18 protein-coding genes are annotated in these 17,616 nt (G+C 28.9%); 3 read left to right on the top strand and 15 right to left on the bottom strand.

The features are described from left to right. Positions 1-2: 2 nt before the first annotated feature. Together miaA and HGPB_RS04040 are read left to right on the top strand one after the other, a co-directional pair. Positions 3-920: a tRNA (adenosine(37)-N6)-dimethylallyltransferase MiaA gene (gene miaA, locus HGPB_RS04045; RefSeq protein ID WP_019132415.1), complete on the top strand. Its 918-nt coding sequence runs from the start codon at positions 3-5 to the stop codon at positions 918-920. A gap of 1 nt (position 921) precedes the next feature. Then, positions 922-2,187 (top strand): methionine gamma-lyase family protein, encoded by a 1,266-nt coding sequence (locus tag HGPB_RS04040; protein WP_019132414.1) that lies wholly within the window; start codon positions 922-924, stop codon positions 2,185-2,187. Here HGPB_RS04040 and lexA read toward each other — a convergent pair whose 3' ends face one another. Further along, on the bottom strand, positions 2,188-2,805 hold the full coding sequence (gene lexA, locus HGPB_RS04035; RefSeq protein WP_019132413.1) for a transcriptional repressor LexA: 618 nt from the start codon (positions 2,803-2,805) through the stop codon (positions 2,188-2,190). A gap of 187 nt (positions 2,806-2,992) precedes the next feature. Between lexA and HGPB_RS04030 the strand changes: the two genes are divergently transcribed. Then, complete coding sequence (locus tag HGPB_RS04030; protein WP_019132412.1) at positions 2,993-3,289, top strand: LysM peptidoglycan-binding domain-containing protein; 297 nt, start codon at positions 2,993-2,995, stop codon at positions 3,287-3,289. Positions 3,290-3,400: 111 nt separating this feature from the next. On the opposite strand, the gene HGPB_RS04025 is transcribed toward HGPB_RS04030, so the two are convergent. From HGPB_RS04025 to HGPB_RS03960, 14 genes are all read right to left on the bottom strand, one after another. Next, the gene (locus HGPB_RS04025) at positions 3,401-4,393 is read right to left on the bottom strand and encodes a tyrosine recombinase XerC (RefSeq protein ID WP_019132411.1); all 993 of its coding nucleotides are present in this window, start codon (positions 4,391-4,393) and stop codon (positions 3,401-3,403) included. Positions 4,394-4,452: 59 nt separating this feature from the next. Beyond that, positions 4,453-5,979 carry a ribonuclease Y gene (gene rny / locus HGPB_RS04020; protein WP_036738304.1) on the bottom strand — a complete coding sequence of 509 codons (1,527 nt, stop codon included), beginning with the start codon at positions 5,977-5,979 and terminating at the stop codon, positions 4,453-4,455. 190 nt (positions 5,980-6,169) lie between these two features. After that, on the bottom strand, positions 6,170-6,940 hold the full coding sequence (locus HGPB_RS04015) for an SDR family oxidoreductase (protein WP_019132409.1): 771 nt from the start codon (positions 6,938-6,940) through the stop codon (positions 6,170-6,172). A 100-nt stretch (positions 6,941-7,040) separates the two neighbouring features. Beyond that, positions 7,041-8,273, bottom strand: a complete 1,233-nt coding sequence (locus tag HGPB_RS04010) for a peptidase U32 family protein (protein WP_019132408.1) — start codon at positions 8,271-8,273, stop codon at positions 7,041-7,043. Continuing rightward, positions 8,266-8,916: an O-methyltransferase gene (locus HGPB_RS04005; protein ID WP_019132407.1), complete on the bottom strand. Its 651-nt coding sequence runs from the start codon at positions 8,914-8,916 to the stop codon at positions 8,266-8,268. The genes HGPB_RS04010 and HGPB_RS04005 overlap by 8 nt, the downstream gene beginning before the upstream one ends. A 49-nt stretch (positions 8,917-8,965) precedes the next feature. Next, the gene (locus HGPB_RS04000; RefSeq protein WP_019132406.1) at positions 8,966-10,630 is read right to left on the bottom strand and encodes a ribonuclease J; all 1,665 of its coding nucleotides are present in this window, start codon (positions 10,628-10,630) and stop codon (positions 8,966-8,968) included. Continuing rightward, positions 10,620-11,078 (bottom strand): Fur family transcriptional regulator, encoded by a 459-nt coding sequence (locus HGPB_RS03995; RefSeq protein WP_019132405.1) that lies wholly within the window; start codon positions 11,076-11,078, stop codon positions 10,620-10,622. The genes HGPB_RS04000 and HGPB_RS03995 overlap by 11 nt, the downstream gene beginning before the upstream one ends. Beyond that, positions 11,078-11,329, bottom strand: a complete 252-nt coding sequence (locus HGPB_RS03990; RefSeq protein ID WP_019132404.1) for a DUF1292 domain-containing protein — start codon at positions 11,327-11,329, stop codon at positions 11,078-11,080. Before HGPB_RS03990 ends, HGPB_RS03995 begins: the two co-directional genes overlap by 1 nt. After that, complete coding sequence (ruvX, locus tag HGPB_RS03985; protein ID WP_019132403.1) at positions 11,322-11,759, bottom strand: Holliday junction resolvase RuvX; 438 nt, start codon at positions 11,757-11,759, stop codon at positions 11,322-11,324. The genes HGPB_RS03990 and ruvX overlap by 8 nt, the downstream gene beginning before the upstream one ends. Before the next feature lie 55 nt (positions 11,760-11,814). Beyond that, on the bottom strand, positions 11,815-12,063 hold the full coding sequence (locus HGPB_RS03980) for an IreB family regulatory phosphoprotein (RefSeq protein ID WP_019132402.1): 249 nt from the start codon (positions 12,061-12,063) through the stop codon (positions 11,815-11,817). A gap of 44 nt (positions 12,064-12,107) precedes the next feature. Continuing rightward, positions 12,108-14,738, bottom strand: a complete 2,631-nt coding sequence (alaS, locus tag HGPB_RS03975) for an alanine--tRNA ligase (RefSeq protein WP_019132401.1) — start codon at positions 14,736-14,738, stop codon at positions 12,108-12,110. A gap of 86 nt (positions 14,739-14,824) precedes the next feature. Continuing rightward, positions 14,825-16,072 carry an AI-2E family transporter gene (locus HGPB_RS03970; protein WP_019132400.1) on the bottom strand — a complete coding sequence of 416 codons (1,248 nt, stop codon included), beginning with the start codon at positions 16,070-16,072 and terminating at the stop codon, positions 14,825-14,827. 4 nt (positions 16,073-16,076) lie between these two features. After that, entirely contained in the window at positions 16,077-17,210 is a 1,134-nt protein-coding gene (locus HGPB_RS03965) for a cysteine desulfurase family protein (RefSeq protein ID WP_019132399.1), read from the bottom strand. Between the two features lie 7 nt (positions 17,211-17,217). Further along, positions 17,218-17,613 carry an RrF2 family transcriptional regulator gene (locus HGPB_RS03960; protein ID WP_019132398.1) on the bottom strand — a complete coding sequence of 132 codons (396 nt, stop codon included), beginning with the start codon at positions 17,611-17,613 and terminating at the stop codon, positions 17,218-17,220. Positions 17,614-17,616: the final 3 nt, after the last annotated feature.

The raw sequence follows: 17,616 nt of genomic DNA, 5'->3' as shown, positions 1-17,616 counted from the left end.
TTATGAATAAAGATAATTTATTAATTATTGCTGGGCCTACTGGCGTTGGCAAAAGTGAACTATCAATTGAATTAGCCGAAAAATATAATGGAGAAATTATATCAGCTGACTCTATGCAAATATATAAAAAAATGGATATAGGAACAGCTAAAGTTGATTATAGTAACTCTAATATAAAGCACCATATGTTAGATATTGTTGATTTTAATGAAAATTTTTCTGTATCTGACTTTCAAAAAAAAGCAAAATCTCTTATAAAAGATATAAATAATAGAGGAAAATTACCAATAGTAGTTGGTGGTACGGGCCTTTATATCAATTCTCTATGCTATAACTTAACTTTCCAAAATCAAGCAAAAGATGTTGAGTATAGGAAGGAATTAGAGGATACAGCAGCTGATAAAGGACTTGACTATCTTTATAAAAAATTAGAAAAAATTGATCCAGCCTCTGCAAAAAAAATTGATCCTAATAATAAAAACAGGATAATAAGAGCTCTAGAAATTAATAAAACTTCTACAAAAGAAAACAATCGATTAAGAGAAGAAAATAATGACTACAATCTATTATATATCTGCTTATATATGGATAGAAAAAAATTATATGACAAAATTAATAATAGAGTGGACAAGATGATAGAACTCGGATTAATAGATGAAACTAAAGATTTGATTAAAGATCTTGATGATTATAATTTTAATAGTCTTAAAGCAATAGGATACAAGGAAGTTATTTCTTATCTCAATTCAGAGATAAGCCTGGATGAGTGCATAGATCTTATAAAAAGAAATTCTAGAAGATATGCTAAGAGACAACTTACCTGGTTTAGACGTGATGAAAGAGTCATTTGGATAAATAAAGATTGTGATAATTGGAAAGAAGATATCGAAAATTTAATGGGAGAAAAATTTAAAAAATAAAATGGAAAATTTATATAAAATTTTAGAAGATAAATATGGAATATCTAAGGAAATTTATAACTTTGTTGATGAAGCTGAGAAAGGATTAAAAAAAGATTTTGAAAATAGAAAAATAATTAGCCAATATAATCAGGTTAAAATTTTAAAAGCTATGCAAAATCAAAAATTACAATCAACAGATTTTAATTGGACAACAGGGTATGGATACGGTGATATTGGTAGAGATAAAGTAGAAGATATATATGCTGATATCTTTAACACTGAAGATGCTCTTGTAAGACCAAATATAGTAAGTGGAACTCACGCAATATCTCTTTCCTTATTTTCTTTATTAAATAAGGGCGATCATATGCTTTCTATTTCTGGAAGACCATATGACACACTTCAAAAGGTTATAGGAATAGTTGGACAAGAGAAGGGAAGTCTTAAAGAGATTGGAGTTGAATATTCAGAGCTTGCTTTAAAAAATGGATCAATTGATATCCAAAATATAGATGAAATAATCCAAGATAATACTAAATTAATAGCTATACAACGTTCCACAGGGTACTCTGACAGAAAGGCTTTAACGATTGATGAGATAAGAGAAGCAAGTGACTATATAAAAAATAAATTTCCGGATATAATAATTTTTATTGATAACTGTTATGGAGAATTTACAGAAATGTATGAACCAACAGATTTCTCTGCAGATATAATGGCAGGGTCTTTAATTAAAAACCCTGGTGGTGGACTTGCATATAGCGGAGGTTATGTAGTTGGAAGTAAAGACATAATATCAAGAGTTGCAAATAGACTAACAGCGCCTGGTATAGGAAAGGATTGTGGTCTAAGCTTTGGCATGACAAGACAAATACTTCAAGGTTTATTTATTGCACCAAAAGTTGTAGAAGACGCTATAAATTCTGCCTTGCTATTTTCAAGAGTGTTTGAAAAACTAGGATATAAAACGATTCCTAAATCTACTGATAAAAGATCTGACATAATACTTGCAATTGAACTTAAAGATCCTGAACTTCTAAAGAGTTTTTGTAGGGCAATTCAAGAATCATCTCCGGTAGACTCAATATTTACACCTGAACCTTGGGACATGCCAGGATATGAAGATAAGGTTATAATGGCAGCTGGTGGATTTATTGAAGGTTCCTCTATTGAACTATCAGCAGATGGACCTCTTAGAGACCCTTATACGGTCTATTACCAAGGTGGATTAACTTATTATCATGCGAAAATAGCTTTAATGAATGTATTAAAATATTTTATATAATTAAAATCTCCTATAAAGGCCTACTATTTTTCCTAAAATAGTTAGGTCTTTTGTATATATTGGATCCATAAAATCATTCTCTGGTTGTAATCTATAACCATCTTTTTCTTTATAAAAAGACTTAATAGTAGCTTCATCATCAATTAAAGCCAAAACTTTATCCCCATTTTTAGCGTAAGAAGCCTTTTCTATGATTACAAAATCCCCATCTAGTATTCCTGAATTAATCATACTCTCTCCGCTAACTTTTAAAATAAATAGGTCTTTATCCTTTGCAAAATCAAAAGGTAGAGGATATGTATCTTCTATATTTTCATAAGCTAATATAGGAACTCCTGCGGTTACTGATCCAACAATTGGCACATCAATTGTCTTTTTTTTATTCATTAAAACATCATCGTTATTATCTAAAATTAAAATAGCCCTAGGTTTAGTTGGGTCTTTTTTTATATATCCCTTATATTCAAGTTTTTCCATACTACCATGAACAGTGGATGTACTCTTTATATTTAATTTAGAACAGATTTCTCTTACAGTTGGGGGATAACCATTAATATTTATAGCACTTTTTATATATAATAAAATATCTCTTTCTCTTTTAGTTAGATCTTCATACATAACTTATAATACCTCTCAATCCAATTTTAATTAAATTATAACAGATACGAACAAATATTTCAAACAAACGTTTATTTTTTGCTCAAAAGTATTGACAAATATATGTTCTTATTTTATGATAGATGCAGATCAAATGTTCTGAACGTATATTTGGAACATATATTTATTTATAAGATTGAGGTGCTTTATGAAATACCATAAAAATAAATTTTATTTGAAAAAGAAGAATTGTTTAATATCACTTTTATTGATGTTCATATTATTATCAGGTGTTAATGTAGTTAATTTAGAAAATTACTATAATGAGAATGAGGATGTAGAATATTCATATTATAGGATATCAAGCAATGATACATTATGGTCAATAGTTGATAATTATAATTTCAAAGAAGATAAAAGAGATTTTATTAGAGAAGTTAAAAAGATCAATAATATAGATGACAACCTTCAAGTTGGAAGAATAATTGCTATACCTGTTAATTAGTGTATGGAAAAGTCCTTGAGCTTAGTTAAATAGCAATTTATATTGATTTAAGATAAGATACATCTTTAAATAAAATATATAATAGAACAAAACAAAAAGGTCACAAAATTGTTATTTTGTGACCTTTTTGTTTTCACTTTCTAGCTTATAATCAGATAAAGGATTACTCTCTACCGTACTTCTTAACCCTTCGTCTGTTATATGTGTGTATATTTGTGTAGTTGTGACTGATTCATGACCTAATATTTCTTGCAAAGATCTTATATCAGCTCCGCCATATTGATACATAAGTGTAGCTGCAGTATGACGTAATTTATGAACTGTATATTTATTAGGATCAAGACCTGCTTTTTTTACATATTTTTCTACAGTTCTTTGTATTTGGCGATTACTTATTCTAGTAAGGCGGTTAGATAAAAATAAGGCTTTATCCTGACTCTCTGGTCTCACTTTAAGATAATTATCAATTGCTTCTTTACTTGCCTTATTTAAGTATATTGATCTTTCTTTAGATCCCTTGCCTGTAACAACCATTCTGTCATCATCTTCTATATCTTCAACATTTAAGCCTGATAATTCACTAAGACGAATACCACAATTTAAAAATATAGTTATCATTGCAAAATCTCTTGCCTTATAGACTTGATTGGAATTACTTTCTTCAACAGCATCTAATAGCTTATAGGCCTCATCTAAGCTTAGATGAACAGGTAGTGTCTTCTCTATCTTAGGCATGTCTATATCTTTTGCTGGGTTGTATTCTAATATATCAATCTTATTAGTTAGATAATTAAAAAATGTTCTTACTGAAGATATTTTTCTAAATTTAGTCTTATTATTATTTTTTCTTTGCTTATCTAGATATGATACATAAGCATACATATCGACTTTATCTATGGATTTTATTAAGTCTATATTGACAAGGTCTATATCAATGTCATCTTCATCTTCAATTTCATTCTCATCTACTATACCTTTTCGAAGTAAAATAAATCGAAAGAAAGTTCTAATATCATAATAGTATTCTTTACTAGTCATACTAGATGTTCCTCTAGATGTGTTTAAGTAAGATATAAAATCATCCAATAAATTACTCTTTATCAATTCCCCACCTCCTAAATAGTTTTATATATTAAAATAAGAACCCGCAAGCAGGTTCTTATTTATTTTGCATATTCAATCGCTCTAGTTTCTCTTATAACATTAACTTTAATTTGTCCAGGAAAATCTAATTCTTTTTCTATTTCATTAACTATATTTCTAGCAGTTATAGTTATTTCAGCTTCTGAAATCATTTCAGGCTTAACAATAATACGAATTTCCCTTCCAGCTTGGATAGCATAAGATTTCTCAACACCTTCAAAAGATGTAGCGATTTCTTCTAATTTTTCTAAACGTTTAATATAAGATTCAACTGTTTCTTTTCTAGCTCCTGGTCTAGCAGCAGATATAGCATCCGCAGCTTGAACTAGTACAGATTCAATATATTTTGGTTCAACATCTCCATGATGTGATTCAATAGCATTAACTACACCATCAGATTCTTTATATCTCTTAGCAATATCGACTCCTAATTCAACGTGTGGAGCTTCAATTTCATGATCTATACTCTTTCCGATATCATGTAATAATCCGCCTCTTTTTGCTAATCTAACATCAGCTCCTAGTTCACTAGCAAGAATTCCCGCTATATTCGATACTTCAACTGAGTGTTTTAGCACATTTTGTCCATAACTTGTTCTGTATTTTAATCTACCTAGATATTTTATAATTTCAGGATGCAGACCATGCACACCCGCATCATAGGCAGCTTGTTCTCCAGATTCTTTGATCATTTTTTCAACTTCTTGTTGAGCTTTTTCTACTGATTCCTCAATTCTAGTTGGATGAATTCTTCCATCTGATACTAGTCTTTCTAAAGCAATTCTAGCGACTTCTCTTCTTACTGGATCAAAAGATGATAATACAACAGCTTCTGGTGTATCATCAATAATTAAATCGACACCAGTTAAAGACTCAATGGACCTAATATTACGTCCTTCTCTACCGATTATTCTACCCTTCATTTCATCATTCGGTAAATTTACAACAGATACTGTGCTTTCAGCAACTTGATCAGCAGCACAACGTTGGATTGCTTGAGCTATGATTTCCATTGCATATTTGTCACTTTCGCTTTTTATCCTTGCTTCATTTTCTTTAATTTTGACTGCATATTCTTGAGTCATCTCTTTTTCTAATTCTGATAATAATAGCTTCTTACCTTCATCAGCAGTAAGACCTGAGATTCTTTGAAGTTCTAGCTCTCTTTCCTCTATTAATTTATCTGCTTTTTCATTTTTAGCATTTAAATTATCTATTTTAGAATTTAAACTATCTTCTTTTCTTTCAAGTGATGATATTTTTTTCTCAACACTTTCCTCTCTATTTACTAGTCTATTTTCTAGTGTTTGAAGTTCTTTTCTGCGAATTCTTATATCAGCTTCACTGTCATTCCTTAATTTGTGTATTTCTTCCTTAGCTTCAAGAAGTAGTTCTCTTTTTTTAGATTCAGCATCATGTTCAGCATCAGTAATGATTCTTGTAGCTAGAACATTTGCATCATTTATTTTGCCTTCACTTATATATTTTTTAATAGCATAACCTATGGCTATACCAATAATAACTAATACAATACAAACTAAAAAAATACTGGATTATCCATCTATACACCTCCTTATTCAATTTTCAAGTTTCAAAATTTTTATAATCATGTTACATATACAAACTTGTACAGTATAATTTTATATCTTTTAAAAAAATAAGTCAAGGAAGCTAAGACCAATATAAGGTACGAAAAAAAGCTATGAGTCGAAAAACCCATAGCTTTTTATATAAATTTCAGTGTAAATCTAAAGCTGATTCTGGAAGAATTTGTCCTCCATCAACAACTATACTTTGACCTGTTATATACTTAGCTTCATCTGATGCTAAAAATATAATAGCATAAGCTATATCTTCAGGTTCCCCTAACTTAGAAAGTGGTATAATTGATTCTTGATCTTTAATATATTTTGCTCCAAGAACATTTTCCATACCTGGTGTCATAATATTTCCTGGCTCAACTGCATTGATAGTAATTCCCTTAGTAGATAGTTCAAGAGCAGCTGTTCTCATAAATCCATTTACTCCGCCCTTTGCAGCTCCATAATGACCAAGTCCAGGATTTCCTACTTTATTTCCTGTTATAGAAGAAGTTATAACAATTCTTCCACCTTCTTTTAAATATTTCATAGCTTCTTTTGTATTTAAAAACACACCTTTTAAATTTATATCAACAACTGTATCCCAGTCAGAACTTGTCATATCTTGAATTCTTTGTTGAGGGAAATATCCAGCATTTAAAACAACTATATCTATTGATCCTAAATAGTCATTAGACATTTTAAATAAATTTTGAGTATCTTCTTCAATAGCAACATCAGCTTTAATAAATTTTAATTTATTTGAATATTTAGAAAATTCTTTTACTGTTTCTTCTCCTGTTTTTTCATTTCGTCCAGAAAAAACAACATTAGCTCCCTCTTTCAAAAATACCTCAGTAATAGATTTCCCTATTCCCTTTCCACCGCCAGTGATTATAACATTTTTATCTTTCATTGAAAAAGCCATAAAAATAACCTCCTTAATATATACAATTATATTTATCCTTTGTTAAAATTATATCCATAAAAAAATAAGTAAACAAGATATCTTGCCTACTTATTTCTATTTATTCTTCATTCTTTCTTCTTAAGAAATATCCCTTTTCTACGTCTTGGTTAACTTTTATTTTAAATATTTGCTTAGCCTTATTAGCCGTTTCTATGTCGTTTCCCTTATCATCAGTCATATAATCTATTTTTTGTTTGAAATCTTTAATTGCTGGTCCAAATATTTCTACTTCTTCGCCTTTAAAGACTCTATTTCTTTGCTCAATTGTTGCAATTTTTGTTTCTTTATCATAATCAAGAACAATCCCTATAAAGTCATATCCTCTTATATATGAATTTTTTTCATAGACCTGTGAGCTTTCATTGGCTTTTCCATAAAAAAATCCACTTGTAAAATCTCTATGACTAACTTTTTTTATTTCATCAAGATAGTAAGGATCATACTTATAATTTTCTGGATCATTATAATAATTATCTATAGCCATCCTATAAGACCTAATAACTGTTGCTAAATAATATTCACTCTTAACTCTTCCCTCAATTTTAAGACTAGCTATACCAGCTTCTATTAAATCATCCACATGCTCTATCATGCAAAGATCTTTTGAGTTCATTATAAAGGTTCCTTCTTCATGTTCTTCAATTGGAAAATATTGACCAGGTCTTTTTTCTTCCATTAAATAATATTTATACCTGCAAGGTTGAGCACAATCTCCCATATTTGCATCTCTGCCAGTCATATAATTAGATAATAAACATCTTCCAGAATATGACATACACATAGCTCCATGTAAGAAAGTTTCTATTTCAATCATATCTTTAGTATTGTCTACTATTTCTTTTATTTCTTTTAAAGAAAGTTCTCTTGCAAGTACAACTCTTTTTGCTCCTTGATTTGCCCAAAATTTTACAGTATCAATATTTGTAACTGATGCTTGAGTAGATATATGGATATCTAGATTAGGAGCTGCCTGTCTAATTTTAGAAAACATACCTGGGTCTGATACTATTACTGCATCAACACCTATTTCATAAAGAGATTTAGCATAGTCATCTATTCCTTGAATATCATTATTATGAGGTATTATATTTAATGTTACATGAAGTTTTTTATTTCTTTCATGTACATATGAAACAGCTTTTTCTATTTCTTCCAAGCTAAAATTTTTAGATGCCTTTCTTAAACCAAAGCTATCTCCACCAAGATAAACAGCATCTGCTCCATAATCAATTGCAGTTTTAAGTTTATTTAAATCCCCTGCTGGAGCAAGTAATTCTATTTTTTTATGCATTATTTCTCCTAACTAACATCAAGCCATCACCAATAGGCACAATACTTGATAAATATCTATCATCATTTTTTATATTTACTATAAATTCTCTTAATCTTTTAACAATAGTTCTCTTTCTTCTTTTTAGTAGATCATTATTAGCAACCATTCCCTTAAACAGAACATTATCACAAATAATAATGCCATCATCATTAAGTAGATTTATTGCTTCATCAAAATATTTTTGATATTGCCCCTTAGCTGCATCAATAAAAATTAAGTCATATTTATTTTCATCACTTACTAAATAATCATAGGCATCCATATAATTTAAATTTATTATTTGATTTAAAGAAAATTTATCTATATTCTCTTTTGCCATTTTTAACATATTTTCATTTTTATCAACAGTGTTTATTAAGTTAATATTTTTAGCAGCTTCTGCCATGACAATCGCTGAATATCCAACAGCTGTTCCTAGTTCTAATATATTTTTAGGATCTTTAATAGAAATAATAAATTTCAAAAAATCCTCTGTTGCTTTTTCTATTATAGGAATATGATTTTCTTCCGCCATATTTCTAATAGCTAGAAGTTTTTCATTCTTATTTATATATAAATCGTCGATATATTCATCAATATATTCATAGTTGATATCTACCATTAAATTTACCTCTACAAAATAAATTAGGAATCTTTCGATTCCTAATACTTTAAATTTCCATAATTATAGGAAGTATCATTGGATTTCTCTTTGTTTGTTGGAATAAGAATCCTTTTAAATCGTCTTTAATATTATTTTTTAATAAAGACCAATCTAAAATACTTTCTTTACTGCAATTTTCTATAGTTTTGCTTACAATATCTTTAACATCATCCATTAAATCTCCAGATTCTCTAACATATACAAATCCTCTTGAAATTATATCTGGTCCAGAAATTAATTCTCTCTTAGTTTTAGATATTGTTAATACGATAATAATTAAACCATCTTCTGATAGTCTTTTTCTATCTCTTAATACTATATTTCCAACATCGCCGATACCTAATCCGTCTACTAATATATCTCCAGATGGTACATCTCCAATAAGTTTAGCGCCATTTTGAGAAATTTCTAAGCAATTTCCATTATCCATAACAAATACATTATCTTTTGGTATGCCTAAAGACATAGCTATTTCTCTGTGTTTATATAGGTGTCTTATTTCTCCATGAGCAGGAATAAAATACTTAGGATTTACTAAAGACATAATTAATTTTAGTTCTTCTTGACAAGCGTGACCAGAAACATGTATTTCTGTTAAAGCTTCATAAATAACTTCAGCTCCAGATTCCATAAGTTTATTTATTACCTTTGTAACATCTATTTCATTGCCTGGTATAGGAGTAGCAGATAGAATTATTACATCATTTGGTGTAAGGTGAATTTTCTTATGTTCACCATAAGCAATTCTTGTAAGAGCTGACATTGGCTCACCTTGTGATCCTGTTGTTATAAAACATAACTCTTTATCTTCATATTTATTTATATCTTTCATATCTATGATGGTATCTTTTTTTACATTTAGATAATTTAAACCTCTTGCAGTCTCTATAACATTTACCATAGATCTTCCAGATAATACAACTTTACGATTAAATTTTTCTGCAGAATTTATAATTTGTTGAACTCTTTGAACATTGGATGCAAAGGTTGCGATTATTATTTTATTATCTCTTTTTTGAGAAAAAATTCTATTAAAAGTTTCTCCAACTGTTGATTCGCTCATGGTGTAGCCTTCTCTTAAAACGTTGACAGACTCACCAATCATAGCTATAACACCTTTTTCTCCAATTTGAGCAATTCTTTGTAAGTCAATAACTCCATCTGATATTGGAGTAAAATCAACTTTAAAGTCTCCAGTGTGATAAACATATCCAAGAGGTGTGTTAATTGCTATTGCACAAGAATCAGGTATTGAATGGTTAACTCTTATCCATTCAACTTCCATTTTTCCAAGTTTAACTTTGTCTCCTGCATGAACAACGTGTAAGTCAACTTTGCCTAAATGATGTTCTTTTAATTTATTCTCTAACAGTCCTATAGTCAAAGGAGTACCATATATTGGCATTTTAACCTTTTTTAAGACATATGGTATAGCACCTATGTGATCTTCGTGACCGTGAGTTAATACCATAGCTTTAATTTTATCTTTATTTTTTATCAAATAAGTTATATCAGGTATTATAACATCTATGCCAAGATGTTCTTCGCTTGGAAATGTCATACCACAGTCTACAATTATAATTTCATCTCTATATTCTATAATAGTTAAATTTTTACCAACTTCGTGCATACCACCAAGTGGAATTATTTTTAACTTATTACTATTCTTCATTATCGATCTCCTTTTTTTGACAGTCTTCACAATATCCATAGAATTTCAAGTTATGATCGACTATTTTAAAATTTTCAGTTTCTTCTATTCGTTTTTCTAAAGAATCAAGTAGATCTAGCTTAACCTCTATTATTTTTTGGCAATTTAAACATATCAAGTGATGGTGTCTATGTGCATTTTTATTAGCTCTTAATTCGTATCTAACAACGCCATCATCAAAGCTAATTTTATATAATATTCCTAATTTTTCAAAAAGCATCAAAGTTCTATAAATAGTTGCTATACCTATTTCAGGAAATTCTTTTGATATATATTCATAAACATCTTCTGTAGACAAATGTTTTTCAGGATTTTTTAAAAACACATCAAAAATTTTAGCTCTTTGTCCAGTATATTTATGTCCATTTTCTTTTAAAATTTCTTTAACATCATTAGATTTGATACTCATCATAAAACCTCTTCATTTCCCTGATCAAATAAATTTTCATAGGCATCTTTAACCTCTTCCAATTCATCATCATCAATTCCACTTAAATATTCATTTCCATCTTGGTCTGTTTCTATTCTGAGTAAATAAATTAAAGAATCATCGTCAACTTTTTCCATAGCTAAATAATCATTATCATTGTATCTAAATTTTTCTTTGACATTAAATTCTACTTCTTTACCATCTTCGTCATAAAAAATTTGTTTATTCATTTGTTCCTCCAGTTTTATCTAAATAAGTTTGTAATATATATGTAGCTGCAATTTTATCTATGTAGGCTTTTCTATTTTCCCTTCTAACATCTGCTTCAATTAAAATTCTATTAGCAGAAATTGTTGTTAATCTTTCGTCTTGGAAAACAACTTCAATATCAAATTTATTAGATAATTTATTTGCAAATTTTATAACTTTTTCACTTTGAGGTCCTATGGAATTGTTCATATTTTTTGGTAGTCCCACAACAACTTTAGAAATATTGTAGGAGTTTATAATTTCATGTATTTCTTCATACGCTTGTTTATTGGATTCTCTTTTAATAGTTTTCAATGGTTGAGCAGTTAAAAGTAATTCATCACTAATTGCTACACCTATCCACCTATCACCTACATCCAGTCCGAGAAGTCTAATACGATCACAACCCATCTAAATTTTGTATAGAATTAGGAAGTGAGATGGTTAAATCCATCTCACTTAACAGCTATCTTAAATATGATTTTAATAATTCTACTAATAAATTATCACGTTCTATTTTTTGAATTATGGATCTAGCATTCTTGTAACTAGTTATATATGTTGGGTCTCCAGATAATATATAACCTATAATTTGGTCGATAGGATTATATCCTTTTTCTTCCAAAGCATCATAAACTTCTTTTATAATCTTTTTATATTTTTCAGACTCTAAATATTGTTTTTCAAATACTTGTGTTTCATAATCTTTGTCCATAATTACCCTCCATAAATATTATATCATAAAAAGTAAATTCTACATTACTTTAATTCTTCTTCTATACTATTTAGAGCTTCTTCTACTTTACTTAAATCTTTTCCGCCAGCAGTAGCCATATTTGGTCTGCCGCCACCACCGCCGCCGGCTATTTTTGCTATTTTTTTGATTATATTTCCAGCTTTGTATCCTTCTTTTATTAAGTCACTTGATACAGCGCAAACAAAGTTTAGTTTATCATCATTTACAGTTGCAAATAAAACAATAATAGATCCTACTTCATTAATCACTCTATCTGCTAAGTTTCTTAAAGTATCTAAATCAACATCTTCAAATTTATATGTCACATACTTAACTGAATTAAATTCCTTTATGTTATTAATTATGTTAGAAAATTCATCTTCTGTATTGTCTAGTTTTAATTTTTCTATTTCTTTAGATAATTTTTTATTTTCTTCTATAAGAGAACTTATTTTATCAAGAACAGAATTTTTATCTGTTTTTAAAATTCTAGCCCCTGCATTTTTTAAATCTTCTAATTGATTTAAATACCTATATACAGCTGGTCCTGTTATAGATTCTATTCTTCTAACACCAGAAGATACACTTTGTTCAGAAAGTATCTTAAACATTTCAATTTCAGATGTATTGCTTACATGAGTACCTCCACAAAGCTCAGTTGAAAAATCGCCCATTGATACAATTCTTACTGTATCGCCATATTTTTCTTCAAATAAACCTATTGCTCCGGTTTTATAAGCATCTTGTAAGTTTTTAATTTCTGTTGTAACTTTTAGTGATTCACTTATTTTTTGATTAACTAATTCTTCAATCTTTTTAAGCTCTTCCTGGCTAATAGCTTTGAAGTGTGTGAAGTCAAATCTCATATAATCAGCGTGAACTTCTGATCCAGCTTGATTAACATGATCTCCTAGTACTTCTTTTAAAGATTTATGAAGTAAATGTGTTACAGAGTGATTTCTTCTAATATTATTTCTTCTTTCAACATCAATTTTGGAATATATTTCCTGTCCTTTTTTTAGACTGCCTTCTAAAACTTCTACTACATGAATAATTAGATCATTGTGAGATTTCTTTGTATCTAAAACTTTAACTTTTAAGCCATCCGCTTCTATAAATCCAGTGTCTCCAACTTGTCCACCACTTTGTCCATAGAATGGTGTTTTATCTAATACCACTATTCCTTTTTCTTTTTCACCTATACTTGATACTTCTTTGTTATCTTTAGTTAATAAAAGAACTTTCCCAGCAGATTCAGTTAATTCATATCCTAAGAATTCACTATCATAAGATTCATAAACCTCATCATCACTTAGGTTTGACCAACCGATTTCTTCCCCTTCATTTCTTGCATCTCTAGCTCTTTGTCTTTGCTCTTCCATGTGGTCTTTAAAAGATTGCCAATCTAAATTTAAGTCTTTTTCTTCCAATATTTCAGCTGTTAATTCGACTGGGAATCCATAAGTATCATATAATTTAAAAGCTTTTTCTCCGATTAGAGTTTTACTGTTTTCATTTATAGTTTCATCAATATATGAATTTAAAATCTTTATTCCTGATTCTAGGGTTTCTAGGAATTTTTCTTCTTCGATTTTAATAACTTGTACTATATTTTCTTTATTTTCTTTTAATTCTGGGTAGTAGTCTTCACCCCAAGAATCAATTACAACCTTTGATAATTCACTTAAAAAGCTATCTTTAATTCCTAATAACTTTCCGTGCCTTGCTGCTCTTCTGATTAATCTTCTTAGAACATATCCTCTACCTTCATTTGAAGGTGTTACTGTATCAGATATTAAAAAAGTTATTGCCCTTATATGGTCTGTTATTACACGTATTGAGACATCTTTTTTACGATCTTCACCATATTTATAATCAATTTTTTTACAGATCCAACTTATTATTTCTTGTAGTGCATCTATTTCAAATATGTTATCTGTTTCTTGTAAAACAGTAGCAAGTCTTTCAAGACCCATACCAGTATCTATATTAGGATGTGATAGTGGATGATAAACACCTTTTTCATCTTTATCAAATTGTGTAAATACTAGATTCCAAACTTCTATAAATCTATCGCACTCACATCCTGGTTTGCAGTCAGGATCTCCGCATCCATATTCTTCTCCCCTATCAATATAAATTTCAGAACATGGACCAGATGGACCTACTTCTAATTCCCAAAAGTTATCATCTTTTCCTAATTTGACAATTCTATCCTTAGGTAATCCAATTTTTTCATGCCACAAATCATAGGCTTCTTGATCTTCTTCATAAACACTTGCCCATAATATATCTTTATCTATTTCTATTACTTCTGTTAAAAATTCATAAGCCCAAGAAATTGCTTGTTCTTTAAAATAATCTCCAAAAGAAAAATTTCCTAGCATTTCAAAAAACGTAGCGTGTCTATCAGTTTTTCCTACATTTTCTATATCGCCTGTTCTAATACATTTTTGGCATGTAGTTACTCTTTTTGATGGTGGTGTCAATTCTCCTGTAAAATATTTTTTCATCGGGGCCATACCAGCGCCAATTAGTAATAATGACTTATCATTTTTTGGAATTAAAGAAAAACTTGGTAACATCAAATGTTCCTTTGATTCAAAAAACTTTAAAAATTCCGATCTTATTTCATGTAATTTTAAATTTTTCACTCTGCACCTCTTTATCTTAAAACTCCTCCCCTTTCAGGGAGGAGATAGCTAATTAAATTATAAGTAAAAGCTCTAAATTTGTCAATTTAGATAGTGTTTCTAGGCTTAGAATTATATTTCATTTTTATAAAATCTATTAATATAACAATAACTGATGCAATAGGTACTGAGAATATCATTCCGAACACTCCGAAAATAGCACCACCAACAATTATCGCTATTAAAATTATAAGTGGATTTAAACCAGTTTTATTTCCTAATAATTTAGGAGCAATTATATTATTTTCTGCCCATTGTAAAACTAAAAATAGTATTGCAACCCATAAAGCTTTAACTGGTGAATCTATATAAGCAAATAATACAGCTGGGACAAAGCCTAAGAATGGACCTATATAAGGAATTATATCAGCTACCATTGTTATTAAACCAATAACAATTGCAAAATCAACTCTTAATATAAGTAGATATACCATAGTTGCTAAACCTACAATAAAAGCCATAAGCATTCTACCTTTGACAAAATCAAGTAAGGCAAGGTTTATTCTTTTTGAAACATATAGAATATCATCCTTATATTTATATGGTAAATTTCTAAGAATTAAATTTTTATATTTATCTTTGTCAACTGTAAAATAGAAAGTAAAAATAAATACAAGAACAAATTTAAATATCTTAGAAAATATAGTACCTACACCGTACAAAAATCCTCTTAATTTTATTAATATATCACTTTGAAATTCGACTATAAAATTCGTTATGGATTTTTCAATTGAGTCAAATATTTCCTGTGTATTAAAGTTATAGATAGAATTTTCTTTTGTTATATGATTTATAGTATCATTAATATTATTAGATATATTACCAACTAATTCAAATACATCCTGTAGACTTGTAGCAAGTTTTGATAACTCTGTTACAGTTTTAGGAATAACTATTACCAATAATACTGTAAATATTAATAGACACATTGCATAAACAATGAGTACTCCGTATCCTCTTTTTATTCCCTTGTTTTCTAAATAAGTTACTATTGGATTGATTATAAAAGAAATTACAATTGCCATAATCAAGGCAAAAAAAGTATCTCCAAGTACACTATATTTTTTGAAAATCAACCTAATAATATAAAAAATCAAGACAAACAAGAAAAGCTTTATAATAAACCTTAGATCAATATTTATCCTTCTTGGTCTTTCTATATATCTATTTCCAATATTTATTAAATAGTATATAGATAAAAATAATAAAACAGCGAAAAGTACGCTCATTAATATTACAATAAATTCAGGCACAATCGAAGTAAATTGAGATCCAGGAATTTTAATATTATTCATATTTTTAGCTCCTTAATTTATTTATTGTATTAATAATTATATCAGAAGCTTGCTTAATTTCATCAATATTATTGTTTTCATTTATAGTTAATCTAAGACAATTTTTTGCTAAATTATCATTTCTACCTATTGCTTTTAAAACATGTGATGGGTTTATACTTCCAGCATTGCAAGCACTGCCAGATGAGGCAAATATATCACTTTTATCAAGTAATATTAAAAGAAGTTGTGATTCAACTCCATCAATTGAAATATTTATATTTCCAGGAAGTCTATCTTCTCTAGATCCATTAAGATATACTCCATCCACTTTTAATAATCTATCTAACATGAAATCTTTCATTTCTTTTATTTTTTTTATGTTTTCTTTTTTACTCTTTGCAAGTAAATCAAAAGCCTTAGAAAGACCAACTATCGATGCTACATTTTCTGTTCCAGCTCTTTTATTTTTTTCTTGCGATCCACCATGAATAAAACTATCTATAGGAGTTCCATTTTTAATATATAAAATCCCTATTCCTTTTGGTCCTCCAATTTTGTGAGAAGAAAAACTCATCAAATCTGCTCCAAGATCATTTATGTCAAATTCAAGGCTTCCCAAAGCTTGAACTGCATCGACATGAAATAGTGCCTTGTGACCTTCAAGTATTTTAGAAATTTCTTTTATTGGCTGAATGGTTCCTATTTCATTATTTGCAAACATAATTGAAAGCAAAATAGTTTCAGAATCCAATAATTTTCTCAAACTGTCTAAATCAACTTTTCCTTCATTGTCTACTTTTAAATAATCTACATCGTAAGAAAATTTTTTTAAATATTCAACGCTCTCAAGAACCGCCTTGTGTTCTATTGGACTAGTTATAATTTTTCCCTTATTAGCATAATTATTAAAGGCAACTCCTTTAATAGCCCAGTTATCAGATTCACTGCCACCTGATGTGAAGAATATTTCATTAGCATCAACTTTTAATATTTTTGCAATATTATCCCTTGCCTCTTCAACAGCATTTTTTGCTTCTTTAGAAAATGAGTAAACTGAAGAAGGGTTTGAATATATATCTTTTAAATATGGTTCCATAGCCGATAAAACTTCTTTATTTAATTTAGTTGTCGCTGCATTATCCAAATATATATCCATACTTACCTCACATATCTGCTAAAGTTACTGAATCTAAAACTTGATCTATTCTAATTTGTATTTTATCTAAAATATCTCTTGTTGCACATCCATTTAAATTTCTACACTCTGGTTTATTAGTCATAACAGAGCAAGAAATTTCAATGTCATCTTCAAGGGCCATTAAAATATCTTTAATTTTTATTTCTGCCGGATCTTTTGCTAATTCATAGCCTCCAAAAGCTCCTCTTACAGACTTTACTAAGCCTGCTTTTTTTAGGCTTGCAAATATATGTTCAAGGTAGGCAACTGAAAGTGATTCATTCTCAGCGATTTCAGTAATTGATATTGGTCCATTACCATAATTTTGAAGTATCCTATACATAGCCATTAATCCATAACGACCTCTTGTGGATATTTTCATACT

This window comes from Peptoniphilus obesi ph1, assembly GCF_000311865.1.
Lineage (GTDB): Bacteria > Bacillota > Clostridia > Tissierellales > Peptoniphilaceae > Peptoniphilus_E > Peptoniphilus_E obesi.
This window is presented reverse-complemented; position numbering and strand designations above follow the sequence as displayed.